Annotated in this window: 13 protein-coding genes and 1 tRNA gene; 12 read left to right on the forward strand and 2 right to left on the reverse strand. The window is 34.6% G+C overall.

What is annotated here, in order from left to right; all coding sequences use genetic code 11:
* Nucleotides 1–34: 34 nt before the first annotated feature.
* Together BLV64_RS10280 and BLV64_RS10285 are read right to left on the reverse strand one after the other, a co-directional pair.
* A complete protein-coding gene (locus BLV64_RS10280) occupies nt 35–1,228 on the reverse strand; it encodes a DegT/DnrJ/EryC1/StrS family aminotransferase (protein WP_092134933.1) in 1,194 nt (397 codons plus the stop codon).
* 115 nt (nt 1,229–1,343) lie between these two features.
* Nucleotides 1,344–1,973, reverse strand: coding sequence for an NAD(P)H-dependent oxidoreductase (locus tag BLV64_RS10285; protein WP_092134936.1), 630 nt, complete (start codon nt 1,971–1,973; stop codon nt 1,344–1,346).
* A gap of 205 nt (nt 1,974–2,178) precedes the next feature.
* Between BLV64_RS10285 and BLV64_RS10290 the strand changes: the two genes are divergently transcribed.
* The 12 genes from BLV64_RS10290 (at nt 2,179) to BLV64_RS10345 (ending at nt 14,558) form a co-directional block, all read left to right on the forward strand.
* Nucleotides 2,179–2,263, forward strand: a tRNA-Ser gene (locus tag BLV64_RS10290).
* Nucleotides 2,264–2,514: 251 nt separating this feature from the next.
* Complete coding sequence (locus BLV64_RS10295) at nt 2,515–3,765, forward strand: site-specific integrase (RefSeq protein WP_092134939.1); 1,251 nt, start codon at nt 2,515–2,517, stop codon at nt 3,763–3,765.
* Nucleotides 3,766–3,831: 66 nt separating this feature from the next.
* The gene (locus BLV64_RS10300) at nt 3,832–4,695 is read left to right on the forward strand and encodes an RteC domain-containing protein (RefSeq protein ID WP_092134942.1); all 864 of its coding nucleotides are present in this window, start codon (nt 3,832–3,834) and stop codon (nt 4,693–4,695) included.
* 208 nt (nt 4,696–4,903) lie between these two features.
* Nucleotides 4,904–5,173 carry a helix-turn-helix domain-containing protein gene (locus BLV64_RS10305; RefSeq protein ID WP_092135034.1) on the forward strand — a complete coding sequence of 90 codons (270 nt, stop codon included), beginning with the start codon at nt 4,904–4,906 and terminating at the stop codon, nt 5,171–5,173.
* Between the two features lie 91 nt (nt 5,174–5,264).
* Nucleotides 5,265–5,993, forward strand: a complete 729-nt coding sequence (locus BLV64_RS10310; RefSeq protein WP_177165319.1) for a hypothetical protein — start codon at nt 5,265–5,267, stop codon at nt 5,991–5,993.
* A gap of 12 nt (nt 5,994–6,005) precedes the next feature.
* Nucleotides 6,006–6,680 (forward strand): P-loop NTPase family protein, encoded by a 675-nt coding sequence (locus BLV64_RS10315; protein WP_092134945.1) that lies wholly within the window; start codon nt 6,006–6,008, stop codon nt 6,678–6,680.
* A gap of 142 nt (nt 6,681–6,822) precedes the next feature.
* Entirely contained in the window at nt 6,823–7,713 is an 891-nt protein-coding gene (locus tag BLV64_RS10320) for a peptidase associated/transthyretin-like domain-containing protein (protein WP_092134947.1), read from the forward strand.
* A 225-nt stretch (nt 7,714–7,938) separates the two neighbouring features.
* The gene (locus tag BLV64_RS10325; RefSeq protein WP_092134950.1) at nt 7,939–8,493 is read left to right on the forward strand and encodes a restriction endonuclease subunit S; all 555 of its coding nucleotides are present in this window, start codon (nt 7,939–7,941) and stop codon (nt 8,491–8,493) included.
* Nucleotides 8,494–8,495: 2 nt separating this feature from the next.
* The gene (locus BLV64_RS10330; protein WP_092134952.1) at nt 8,496–10,022 is read left to right on the forward strand and encodes a type I restriction-modification system subunit M; all 1,527 of its coding nucleotides are present in this window, start codon (nt 8,496–8,498) and stop codon (nt 10,020–10,022) included.
* Nucleotides 10,023–10,025: 3 nt separating this feature from the next.
* A complete protein-coding gene (locus BLV64_RS10335; RefSeq protein ID WP_092134955.1) occupies nt 10,026–11,033 on the forward strand; it encodes a virulence RhuM family protein in 1,008 nt (335 codons plus the stop codon).
* Nucleotides 11,033–12,253 (forward strand): restriction endonuclease subunit S, encoded by a 1,221-nt coding sequence (locus tag BLV64_RS14565; protein WP_177165320.1) that lies wholly within the window; start codon nt 11,033–11,035, stop codon nt 12,251–12,253. Before BLV64_RS10335 ends, BLV64_RS14565 begins: the two co-directional genes overlap by 1 nt.
* Entirely contained in the window at nt 12,246–14,558 is a 2,313-nt protein-coding gene (locus BLV64_RS10345; protein ID WP_092134957.1) for a coiled-coil domain-containing protein, read from the forward strand. Before BLV64_RS14565 ends, BLV64_RS10345 begins: the two co-directional genes overlap by 8 nt.
* The last annotated feature ends 2 nt before the right edge of the window (nt 14,559–14,560 follow it).

Consider the following 14,560-nt stretch of genomic DNA (forward strand, 5'->3'; position numbering starts at 1 on the left):
TTTATGACCTCTATATTAGGAATTCACTTTTACTTTATAAAGCCCCCTTGATCGCCTCGACCATTAATTCAGCTCTGCGCTTTACTTCCTCTTCTGTCCATGATAACTTAATTAAGCACGAAATATTTCTAGCGATATAATGATCTGACTGCTCAAAAGTTTTAGTTTCTAAATAAGCTAATCCTTTTTTAACCTCTGCTGAAACAGGATATAAAGACTTTATATTTTTAAGGTGACTCCATTCTCGTACATAATGCCAATTATTATCATAATAATGAAAACAACCATCTACACCGGCCTCTTTTAATCCTTTAGACGCTTTTCGAGCGCATTCTAAATCTGGTAAAAAGAAACTTAAAAAGGCATAGCTTTCCTCTCCTCCTTTAGGCACGGTTCTAAACGTTACTTCAGGCACTGCCGATAACGCTTCACGTAACACAGTAAAGTTTCTTTTTTGAACCTCTAAAAACTCTGGCAAGCGTTTAATCTGCGCTAAACCTACTGCGGCATGCAATTCTGAAATCCTAAAATTATAACCTAAATACGGGTGTGTTTCCGCCCCTCTATCCGATCCTATATGATCGTGACCGTGGTCACTGTATTGATCGGTATGCGTATAGTAACTGTCGTTGTTAGTAACAACCGCCCCCCCTTCACCACTTGTAATGGTTTTTACAAAATCGAATGAAAAACAACCTAAATCACCTATGCTTCCAAGAGGTTTGTTATTAAAAGTGGCTCCTATCGCTTGACAAGCATCCTCAATTAATAAGAGCTTATTGTTCTTACAAATAGCTTCCAGCTCTTCCATACGCCCCATACTTCCACACATTTGCACTACCATTACAGCTTTTGTTTTTGGTGTAATAGCAGCTTCTACTGCTTTGGGATCTACAGCCAAGGTATCATCGATATCCACTAACACTGGGACCGCACCAAGCATCATAATCGCTTCAAAACTGGCTACAAAGGTAAAGGTTGGCATAATCACTTCATCTCCTGCTCCTATACCTGCCGATGCTAAAGCCACGGTAACTGCTGCCGTTCCACTAGACACTAGTTGTGCGTGTTTGGTTTGTAATGTACGCTCTAACTCGCGCTCCAATTCTTTGGCTTTCCAATGGCCGTTTCGCATCCCATCAAAACCGTAGCGCATTAATACACCGTTATCTAATACATCTTGTACTTCTTTGCGTTCTTGGTCTCCAAAGCGTTCAAATCCTGGCATCTTTCTTCTTTTTAAATGAACTCAAAATTAATTGAAATTCGTTAATAAAAAAAACCGCTTAACAAATAGTTTTTAGCGGTTTTTAAAGGGGTGTCTTTTAAAATAAGCTGTTTTATTAGATTTCTATAATGGCATCCGACAAGGGTTTACGTACCTTTTTAAAATCGGCAAACATATCATCTTCCGCACGGTAACCAATAGGCATAATTAACACTGACTTTAGGTCTTTCGACTTTAAATCAAGAATAGCGTCGTATTTATCATTTTCAAAGCCTTCCATTGGACAGGCGTCAATTTTATTTAGCGCACATACAGTTAATAGGTTTCCCATAGCCAAATAGGCTTGCTTTACTGCCCATGTTTCTATATCTTCTTGCGACTTCTTATAAAAATCTTCAATTAAAAACTGTTTAAAGGGGTTTAAAATGGCGTCTGGTGTATTTCTAATCGCTTTTACCCTTTTAAAATAAGCTTCTATAAATGCAGTATCTATTTTTGTTTCTATACAAAATACTAGGACATGAGATGCTTGCAAAACTTGTCCTTGATTCATAGCGTTAACCATCAATTCTTTTTGCAGCACTTTATCACTAATAATCACCAGTTTTATAGGCTGTAATCCAAATGAAGTCGCTGTTAAATTAAACGCTTCTTTAATCTGGTGTATATGTTGAGCGGATAGTTGTTTATTCTCATCGAATTTTTTCGTGGCATACCGCCACTGTAACTGCTCTATTATCTCCATGGGTTTGTTATTTAATCTGCAAAAGTACTATTTGATATGATTATAAGATAATGCAATAAAAAAAATAATTTGATAACTCACTTATTAATAAGCAGATAATGATTGAAAATAAAAAAAATAAAAAAAAGGTGTCAAATTATTTGAAATAAACTAAAAAGGATTCTATATTTGCACCCGCAATCAGGGAATACTTGATGAGACACTCGGAGAATTGGCAGAGTGGTCGAATGCGGCAGTCTTGAAAACTGTTGAGGGTCACACCTCCGGGGGTTCGAATCCCTCATTCTCCGCTAGGAATAGCATAAATTCCACCAAAACCCTATAAACTCAATGTTTATAGGGTTTTTACTTTTCTACAAATACCAAATTATAACATAAAATAACATCTTATAGGTTACCTATTCGGTTACCTAATTGAAATTTACCAACAGGTAACCGAATTAGACGTAAACACCTATTAATAAAGCTATTACAGACTGATTTTTAATTTAAATTTTGTATATTTAGTTAGATTTAGTAGTTATAATATAATAGGTAACCGATGATTTCTACGTATAGTATTCTTTTTATACTACATAAAATAAAAGCCACTCCTGATGGAAAGGCTCCTATTTACGCACGTATCACCGTAAATGGAAAAAGATCACTTATAAGTATCCAGCGTAAAATATTAATCCAAAAATGGGATAGTACTAATGGTAAAGTTTTAGGAAATTCCGCAGAAGCGCGAGCCATCAATAAGTATATTGACGATGTAAGGTATAAGCTAAACAAAATCCACGAACGTCTTTTAGATCTTGAAAGACCATTCACTGCAATGATTATTAAAAACCGATATATCGGAAAAGATCAGCCGACTAAAATGCTCCTAGTAATATTCCAGGACCACAACGACGAAGTAGAAAGTCTAATTGGTAAAGACTTTGCTCCTGGCACTGCAGAACGCTATCGAACTACTAAAAAACACGTGCAAAATTATATCCATAAGGAATACCAAGTAGACGATATTCCTGTTAAAAGTGTAGACCATAAATTTATCACCGGTTTAGAGTACTATTTAAAGACTAACCGAAAGTGCAGTCATAACACCGCGATTAAATACATTACCAATTTTAAGAAAATCATCCGAATTGCCTACGCTAACGATTGGATAAGCAAAGATCCTTTCGTTCATTATAAAGCAAAATTAAAAACTATCGATCGTGAATTCTTATCAAAAGAGGAGCTCCAAACCATAATAGAGAAGAAATTCGAAATTCCTCGCCTACAATTAGTAAAAGACATATTCATCTTTAGCTGCTTTACAGGTCTAGCTTATATTGATGTTAAACAACTATCAAAAAACGATATTGTAAAGGGCATTGATGGAGAAAATTGGATTAAAACAAAAAGAGCCAAAACACATACGCGAAGTAATATTCCGTTACTACCTATTCCGGCCGATATCATAAAGGGCTACGAGGACCACCCACAAGTAGTAAACAGTGACAAACTGTTACCGATCCTAAGCAATCAAAAAATGAATTCGTATTTAAAAACGATTGCAGATAACTGTGGTATAAATAAAAATCTCACCTACCACTTGGCAAGACACACTTTTGCCACTACTGTAACACTTACCAATGGAGTTCCTATTGAGTCCGTTAGTAAAATGCTCGGACATAAATCATTAAAAACCACCCAGCACTACGCAAAAATACTAGACCGTAAAGTCAGCTCCGATATGAGCGCTTTAAAATCAATTTTAAATAAGGAAGAAAAAAAGTCCAGGGAGTCTAAAAAACAGCTATAATACTCATTTTCACTTATTTATTGAAAATTAAGTATATTTATAATCCCAACTCAAATCTAACCATTTATGGATAAGATAAACACCCTTATTGATGAATACAAAATTGAACTCATCAAATATCATCAAGGCAACCTAAATGAAATTACTAATTTAAGAGACCTAATACATTTAAGCTGTGATTACCTTCAACTCTTAAGAGTATCGGTAAGGCAACGTGGTTTCAATTCTGTATCAGATGAAATTCTATTCTTTAAAAGCCTAAAACCTTTTGTTAACGGACATTTAAAATACTTCTCTCACGTTCACTCCTATTTAATAAATCGACCCAAGGTAAGCACCTCTAAACAAAGAAAACATATTTATCATATTTTAGACAAATACGAAGAGACCAAAGCCCAAGAGATGGACTTCGTAAAATACTACAGACATAAATCTACAAAGCTAGATCAAATCTATTTCGTTAGGGGTTCCAACAGCATTGATCTTTCCAACAACATAAACCATTTTATAGACCCAGAATTCTCCACAAGTCACGATGATAAAGTTGCTCAAATTGTTGCTTACGATTTACTTATAAGCTATTTCCAAAAAGAACTTAAAAACCTAAAGTCTAAAAAAAAACTTCCAAATCCAAACCCCACTACCCCGCTATCAGACAAACCATCTTGGACAGCTTCCAAAACAGATCTCGTAGAATTATTATATGCCATTAATGCCACCGGCGCCATTAAGAATGGCAAAGTTGATATTAGAAGTCAAGCTAAAATATGCGAATCCCTTTTTGGCATAGAATTAGGAAATTACTACAAAACCTACGGAGAGATCAAAGCTCGAGGTAAAAACAAAACAAAATTCTTAGATAATCTAAAATTTTCATTACTAAGAAAAATGGCTAAGGACGATGCCAACGAGCCTATAAGCAACCAATAAACACCAATATCTTCCCTCTTTAAAATGTTAAATTTTTTCGGTACCTCTTCGGTACTACCGAAAAATCTCCAACAAATTGTCTCAAATTTGTTTTGTGATGGACGGATTAGTAGCTAGAAGCCATCATCACATGCGAAAGCTTATGATGGTGGCTTTTTACAATCTCGTATCAACAAATTACATTTTTACTAACTTAATTTTAATGATTATGCCAACAGCTATTCTTACTACAGACGATCTGTATCAATTCAAAACAGAGTTATTCGAAGAAATCAAAACCATTATTTCAAACGCACAACCCTCAAAAAGGTATTTAAGGTCTTCAGAAGCTATGGACCTCCTACAAGTAAGTCCAGGAACACTACAAAACTTAAGAGTTAATGGCGTGTTACCATATACCAAATTAGGAGGTATAATTTATTATGACGAAGAAGACATAAACAAGGTTCTTGAAGCCAATCGTATTCATCATATCTAATCCCAGAAAAAGTGGTGACCTTTTATACAACTTACCCCTGCTTACCTAAAAATAAGCAGATAAGAAGTTGAAGTAAACACAAAAGCTCTCTATGTCAACTATAAACTACATAAAGCATCTTAACGCAGTCTTCCATCAGTTCTCTAAAGACAGTAGATTAAACCCTACCCATATTAGCTTATACATGGCATTCTTTCAATTGTGGAACCACAACCGATTCCCAAAAAAATTCCACGTCAATCGAGAGGATGTCATGAAGCTATCTAAAATCGGGTCCAAATCTACCTATCATAAGTGTATTAAGGAATTAGATCACTATAAGTACCTCGTCTATTTTCCCTCGCACAACCCTTTTAAAGGCTCACAAATTAGGATGCTTATTTTTCATCCCGTATCCGATGAAGATCCTATTAAAATAACAAATGATTTTCTTGAAAAAACAACTGTCCCAAAATCAAGACAAGTACCAAACCAACCAGTGGACTTAGGTGTCCCAAATCAAGGACAAGCAGTGGTACCTTTATATAAACATAATAAACAAATAAAAAACAGTTATAAACTTGACCAGCCAAAAAATGAATTTGAAGTTTTAACCTTTTTTAAAAAAGAAAATTGGCCGGAATTAGAAGCTAAAAAATTCTACAACCATTACCTGGGAATTGGGTGGAAAGTTGGTGGGAAAACTAAAATTGTAAACTGGAAAGCAACAGCTCAAAACTGGATGCTAAAAGCAGTAGAAATAAAAAACAGCAAGCAAGTGTCCCAAAACAAGGACAACCTAAAAACTACCAAAAACAAAAATTACAACCAGCCACTCTAAACGACTAAGATCATGAAGAATCCAGAACCACATATTATCACCGAAGGCGGTATAACCTATCATCTAGGTTCAATAAATAAAAACTGTATTCACTACGACTTCCAGAAGATATTAATTTACCTAGAAGCCAAAGGAAAACTCTTATTCGGTAAGTATTTCAAAATTTATGAAGAAGACCACCCTATAATTTTCAAATTGTGTATCTACGCTATTCAAGATTTCGAATACTGCAAAAAACTAGATATCGATATAACCAAAGGCATTCTCCTTACGGGACCTGTTGGATGCGGAAAAACAAGCTTAATGAAACTGATAAGACACATCACTCCACACCGCAAAGCCTATAATATCATTCCGTGCCGAAACACCGTATTTAGCTTTAATCACTTAGGTTATAAAACAATAGATGAATATGGCAGCGAAGGCTTTTACTGCTTCGATGATCTGGGCGTAGAACCTACCGGAAGACATTACGGACAAGACTGCAACGTCATGGGAGAAATACTCTTATCTAGGTACCAAATCCATGACCACACAGAAAACAAGCGACAAATCTTAACCCACGCCACCACCAACCTCAACGCAACCGAATTAGAAGAACGCTACGGCAACCGCGTACGCTCCCGAATGCGCTCTATGTTTAACCTGGTTAGTTTTAATACTAACAGTAGAGATAAACGCCAATAACTGTAAATAGAGACCTATCACCACATCCACTTAAGATTTCTACCTCTAAAATCAAACTCACATTTACGATTTTTTACAATAATTTAGAATAAGTAATTTCTATATTGTGTTGACTAAAAACAATGCGGTCAAAGTCTCCATTATGGGAAAATCTCTAATCATCTTTATTTTTCTTTTTACATGTTTTAAAAATTTCTCCCAGGTTATTATTATAGTAGATTCATTGAATAAGAAACCTTTACCTTTTGTAGGAGTTAAGTATAACAATACTGGCTTTTATACTTCAAAAGAAGGATTGTTTAATTTAAACCAGGTCAATACTGACTCCATAGAAGTTTCACTCTTAGGATATAAAAAATTAGTTTTAAAAACTAAAGCCTTACGAGATACAATTTATTTAAATCGTGAAACTTACACTTTAAAAGAAGTGGTTTTGACCAAAAAGAAAAATAAAACTAAACAGATTAAACCCTTAAAAAGCCCCAAATCATTCGGCTCTTGGGTTATACAACCAAAATCTGAACTACTAATTTCAATCTATCCCAAAGACAATATTAAGGACCATTATATAGATAAAATTAAAATCTACTTTTCTAAAGTAATAGAAATAAAAGAGCTTAAAGACAACAGTTTAATGGCTTATGTGCGTTTGCATATATACGACATTAAAGATGGCAAACCTTTTAATTCGGTATACAGCAGTAATGCTATTGATGTAAATTCATTTAAGAAAGACGAAATATCATTAGATATTTCGAACAACCTTATCGTTTTAAAAGAAAGCGGACTTTTTATAGGTCTCGAATTAATTGGATATTACAAGAATGACTCCTCAATAATTAATAACAATCCAATTATAAGACCTACACTAACTAATAAAATTAATAAAGACATTTCTTCAAAGACATTTGTTAGATCTATTTTTAAAAATCAATACAAAATAGAGCCCATCAATGAATTATTAAAAAGAGGTCGACCGGCTAAGAAAGAAATAGTTAGAAATTTAAATATAGGTTTAGAGCTCAGTAATTAGAATCTTAACGTACACAACGAAGGCTAGTAATACACATGACAATGACTAAGAATAATAGCAAACCAACAAATACTATTAAGTAAAATATAGAATTTCACTTTTAAGTAGTTCAGAAAAATTAAGGGATCATCACATGTTAACCTATTTGTACACAAATAACAATAAATTAAATTTGTTTATTATCTAAATTAAATTTATGTTTGTACACAGTTAACAACAAACAAAATGAAGTTAAGTCAAATCACATCTATTACCTCAGGTATTAACGAGCGCAGAAACCCGCAAGGGAGTATCTATTATTTGAGTGCAAGTGATTTTATCGCTCCTCACACTTTAGATCCTCTTCTGGAGCCAAGCATAATGCCTTCACCTAAATTAGAACGTCACTTTCTAAACAAGGGGGATGTAATTATTTTATCCAAAGGACATCACGGGTTTATTGCACACAGCTATCAGGCCATAAAAGAACCGGCAGTAGCCTCTTCTATATTTATGGTATTAAGGGATATCAACCCTAAAGTATTACCAGAATACATAGCCTGGTATATAAACCTAAAATCAACACAAAAAGAACTAATCAACTTTAGTCGAGGGTCAGCACTACCAGCCATCAACAAAAGAATTCTGAGCGATCTAAAAATTCAAATTCCAGATTTAGAAACTCAAAGAAAAATAGTAAGATTAGATTCTCTAAAAAAAGCGGAAACCAAAATCATCAATAAGCTAGATCAGCTTAAAACAATAGAGTTAGAAATAGTATTAAAAAATAAAATCCAATAAACATGAGCAATAAAATCAAATCAGAAGACATCAATAGAATTATTTGGCAAGCGTGCGACACCTTTAGAGGGGTTATAGATCCCAGTCAATACAAAGACTATATTTTAGTTATGTTGTTCTTGAAGTATGTTTCTGATACCTATACAGAAAAATATGAGGCCCACCTTAAAAAATACGACGGAGATATTGCTCGTGCACAAAGAGCTATGGCTTCAGAACGTTTTATTGTACCAGAGCATAGTCATTTTGATGCTTTGTACGACAAACGTAACGAACCTAATATTGGAGAGTTAATAGATATTGCTTTAGCAGACTTAGAAGATGCCAATCGTGAAAAATTAACAAGTAGTGATGGTGCAGGAATTTTTAGAAACATTAGTTTCAATAGCAGCAATTTAGGTGATAAGAAAGACAAAAACTCGCGCTTAAAAACTCTGCTAACAGATTTCAATAAGCTAGATCTTAGACCTTCAGCATTAGACGGTCAAGATGTATTAGGGGATACTTATGAGTTTTTAATCTCAAACTTTGCTAGTGATGCAGGTAAAAAGGCAGGAGAATTCTATACCCCTAAAGAAGTATCTACAGTCTTAGCACGTTTAACTAAATCGAAACCTGGAGCACGTATTTATGATCCTACATGTGGGTCGGCTTCTCTTTTAATTAAAGCTGGACAAGAAGTTGGTGACCCTAACTTTTCCCTATATGGTCAAGAAGCTAACGGAAGCACCTGGGCACTAGCTGTTATGAATATGTTTTTACACGGTTTCGATAACGCATCTATTCGTTGGGGAGATACATTACGTAACCCAAAGCACACCGAAGGAGACAACCTAATGAAGTTTGATACGGTAGTTGCAAATCCGCCATTCTCATTAGATAAATGGGGTCAGGAAGAAGCAGAAGACGATAAGTTTAATCGATTCAACCGTGGAGTTCCTCCAAAAAGCAAGGGAGACTGGGCATTTATATTGCACATGATTGAAAGCGCTTACGAAGATACAGGTATTGTAGGTGTTGTTGTGCCACACGGAGTACTCTTTAGAGGAAGTGCTGAAGGACGAATTCGTAAACGCGTAATAGAAGACAATTTACTGGATGCAGTTATAGGACTTCCAGCCAACCTGTTTTTCGGTACAGGTATTCCTGCAGCCATACTTATTTTCAATAAAGCGAAGGACAAAAGAACGGAAACCCTATTTATTGACGCAAGCGAAGAATACCTTAATGGAAAAAATCAAAATATTCTAGCAGACAAACATATAGACCACATTGTAGAAACCTATACCCGTTTTCGTGAAGGCGAAATCAAACCAGGTATAGTAGAAGACAAATACAGCTATATCGCTACGCTTTCAGAAATGAAAGAAAACGAATACAACCTCAACATACCACGATACGTAGACACATTTGAGGAAGAGGCCGAAATTGATATTTCAGAAGTACAAACAGAAATCTCTAAATTAGAAAATGATCTAGCAGATGTACGTTCTAAAATGCAAGAATACCTTAAAGAATTAAGTTTATAAATCATGGAAGAGCAAAATAATATCATTATCTATACTGCGGATGATGGAAAAGCTTCTGTAGCTTTATTTGAAAGAGATGGGACTGTTTGGTTAAATCAAAAACAACTCTCTGAACTTTTTGACACCTCTGTTCCCAATATAAGTATGCATATTAAAAGCATACTGAAAGACAAGGAGTTAAATACCAATTCAGTTGTTAAGGATTACTTAACAACTGCCGCAGATGGCAAAGAATACAACATTACATTTTATACTTTAGAAATGATACTTGCTATTGGCTATCGTGTACGCAGTAAACGCGGTGTACAATTTAGGCAATGGGCAACCAGAAACTTAGCCAGCTATATGCGTAAGGGTTTTATTATGGATGATGAACGTCTTAAAAACCCTGACGGACGTGCCGATTATTTTGATGAGTTACTAGAGCGTATTAGAGACATACGTAGCTCAGAAAAACGTTTTTATCAAAAAGTACGCGACCTTTTTAGTTTAAGCAGTGATTATGACGCGACAGATAAAGCAACACAAATGTTTTTTGCCGAAGCCCAAAACAAGCTGCTATTTGCAGTAACAAAAAAAACAGCTGCCGAGATGATTGTAACACGTGCCGATGCTAGCAAATTGAATATGGGTCTTACCAACTGGAAAGGCAGTGTGGTGAGAAAACAAGACATAACCATCGCCAAAAATTATCTCACAGCAGATGAACTCGATAGTTTAAACAGACTTGTGGTTATCTTCTTAGAACAGGCAGAATTAAGAGTAAAAAACCAACAAGATCTTACCATGAGCTACTGGCAGGACAACCTAGACAAATTGATAGCCTTTAATGAATTTCCAGTACTTAAAACAACTGGACGCATAAGCAATACGCAAATGCAGAAAAAAGTAAAAGCACATTATGAAGCTTTTGATAAACTGCGAAAACAAGAAGCCGCAAAAGAGGCAGATAGGCAAGAACTAGAGGAATTAAAAGCCCTAGCAGCACAAATTAAAAGGAAAAAGCAATAATGGAAAATACAATTACAGAAAACAAACCAGGCTATAAAAAAACCAAATTAGGATGGATTCCGGAAGATTGGGAAAATTCAAATATAGGTTCAGAAATTAAATTTACTGGTGGAAGTCAGCCTCCAAGGTCAACATTTGTTTTTGAAGAAATGGAAGGCTACACAAGGTTAATTCAGACAAGAGATTATCGAACGGATAGATATAAAACCTATGTTAAGACCATTCTGACCAATAAGTTTTGTGATAAAGACGATATAATGATTGGTAGGTATGGACCTCCTATCTTTCAGATCTTTAGAGGCCTCAAAGGCGCATATAATGTAGCGTTGATTAAAGCTGAACCTAAAAGAGATAATTTATTTAAAGAATATTTATGGTATTTCCTAAATAGGCGTGATTTAAGGGCTTATTTAGAGTCATTGTCTCAAAGGTCTGGTGGTCAGACAGGTGTTGAAATGGATTTGTTGAAAACGTATCACTTCCCACTTCCACCCCTCCCAGAACAAAAAGCCATAGCAAACTGCCTCAGCACCTGGGACACCGCCATCACAAAGCTAGACGCGCTTATCAAGGCAAAACAAAAACTTAAAAAAGCACTAATGCAACAATTGCTAAGTGGCAAGAAGCGTTTGCCTGGGTTTGTAGAGGAATGGGAGGGAAAACGATTAGATTTCTTTTTTAATGAACGGAGTGAACGAAATAACTTGAATTTACCTTTGCTATCTATTGGAGAAGCTGGTGTGTATCCTCAAGATGATTCTAATAAAAAAGATACCTCAAACAGTGATAAATCGAAATATAAGAAGATCTGTGTTGGAGACATAGGCTACAATACTATGCGCATGTGGCAAGGAAGAAGCGCCTTAAGTGGTTTAGAAGGAATAGTAAGTCCTGCATACACTATTGTAAAACCTAAAAACAATACAGACTCTAAATTCTTTGCTTATTTATTTAAGGACCCAGCTATTATACATCGATTCTATAGAAATTCTCAGGGAATGGTTAGTGACACTCTAAATTGCAAGTTTAAGGATTTTGCAATCATAAAATTAATGCTACCTACCAATAAATCGGAGCAAACAGCCATAGCCCAAGTCCTTAACACTGCAGACGAAGAAATTAACCTTTTAACTGCCCAGCGCAAACAGCTGCAGTTGCAAAAGAAGGGTCTAATGCAGCAATTGCTAACTGGAAAAAAAAGATTAAAGACTAATGGATAGAACTCAAGATCATATAAAGATATTGTCTACTCTGTCCCTGGCTTCTTCAGACACCAGAGAAGACACACTAGCATCAGTAATTGTAAGAACAATTGATATGTCTGGAAATGGGGTTAAAAGAGATCTTATCAGTGACGTTGTAAAAGATAATTTTCAATTTGAACCATATAAATCTGAACTAGAAAATATACTAGATAAGCTCATAGACAATGGGGAGGTTATTATTGTTAACGGCTTACTTCAACTATCCCCTGAAAAGTCTATCTTAGTGAAATCTAATGATTTAGCGCTTACAGATAAGGATAAGAAAAGATTCCAAAATTTTAAGGCTTTTATTCAAGATGATTTAGAGTCAAAAATAGAAACCTCTGACATAAAACTGATATGGCAACACTTCTTAAATTACCTATACAACTGTTTTTATGAACATGGCCAAGAAGCACTTAAAACGCTGCACCCCCACATGGAATTTGAAAGTGCTGAAGATTTTGAAAATTTAGCCACACACGCTGTAAATCAATTGAAATCAGAACGTGATGATCTTGCTGAAATATTTGAGAAAGCAATAGAACAATTTCCAAATTTTGCGTCCGAAGATGATCTAGCATTTCTTGTAGAATTAGCTCAAAAAACGTCATCATTTTCATCTTTAGGGATCGACCCCTCACTACTTTCTTCTGGTTTAAAAAACGAATTAATAGATTGGACATTATATCTTGATACAAATGTATTGTACTCCCTTTTGGATTTACATTCTCATCCTGAGTCTGAGGCATGTAAGGCTTTAATACAACTTATACATGACAACAGTGAGCAGATTAAAATCAAACTAAGATATTCTGAGTTTACGTATAGGGAACTAAAGAATAAGCAAAAAGATTTTGAATTGCTCGATGCAAAAATGTCGAGTCCTGCTATTGGAGCTTTACTAAAATCAGGCAAAGTTGATGGTTTTACAGAACAATTTTATCGAAAACTGTTGGAAGATCCAGACACACTCCATCCATCTGAAGTAGTAGGCTTATCACAGACTGAATTAAATGCAAACAACATCAAAATAGGTCGTAACGCTAAAAGAGTTGAAAAAATTGGAGAAGATTATATTAATGTTCAGATAAGTGAATATTTTAAATATATAGATGACAGAAATACTATAAAAGAAGAGTTTTGCAAAAAAAATGGAACACATTACTATCCTATTTATAAAAGTGAGGCACAGGTGCGTCACGATGTTACATTAAGAGAATTATTAAGAGACTCTAGAAAGATAAAGGAAGGCGAAGATTTAACAATGAATAATATAAAATTTTTCGGATTGACTTTAGATTCGATGCTTATTTCATTTGATAGACATATGGTAAAGGATTACCATGATGAGGATACTTATCCCATTTTTTTCAAACCGTCCTTTCTATTAGATAAATTAACAAGAATTCTACCGGTTCAAACTGTAGATTATAAAAAAGCATTTGTTAAAGCATTAACCACAAAGGGTTTTCATAGAAATGGAAGAAAATCTAGAGACATACTAAAGCTAGTAAACTATTTAAAAAAGAAAGGGATAGATAATACAGATATAGTTTATAACCTTATTTCAGAAGACTTGTTTTTAGATAAGCTTAAAGCTGCCCAAAAAACGAATGGTTTTGATCAGGGTGATTTCATTAGTTCAGAGTTAAATAGACAGTTTAAAAAAGCTCAAACGAGTTTGAACGAAGCTAATGTATCATTAGAGGCTACCAAAGAAGAGAAACAACAAACTGTAAAAGAAAATATTCGTTTACAAAAAGATCAAGAGGAGGCTGCTGCTTTAGTTAATCAATATAGCAATGCCCTAAAAGCTCTTCATTTAAAAGTGAAAAAGGTGGAAAATCAAACTTTTTCAACAACTCAATCCACTATAGATTTCGAAGCCGCTTCTGAAAAGCAGGAGCTGTCTAATGAGAATAGAAGACTTAAAACAGAATTAAGATCTCAGATTGAAGAGGATATTGAGAATTATAAGGAGAGGGAAGTAAGAAAATGGCAAAAAAAAGTCTGGTGGAATTTGTTTTGGGTAATTCCAGTAATAATCATGTTACTTTTAGTATTAGTACCGAATCCTTGGTTTCATATTACCGAAAACAATAATAATGAAAGACAAATTGATATAATAATCAAATTTGCAGGAATATTGTTGTCCATATTTTTCTTTAGCCTTGTTTGGTATAGATATTTTAATGAAGCTGCAAAAGGCAAGAAAAAGGACAATACCAGAACTCCCAAAGAATTAAAAGATAAATTAGAGAAATTAAGTCAATCATAAGG

It is taken from the genome of Bizionia paragorgiae, from assembly GCF_900107625.1.
Taxonomy (GTDB): Bacteria; Bacteroidota; Bacteroidia; order Flavobacteriales; family Flavobacteriaceae; genus Bizionia; species Bizionia paragorgiae.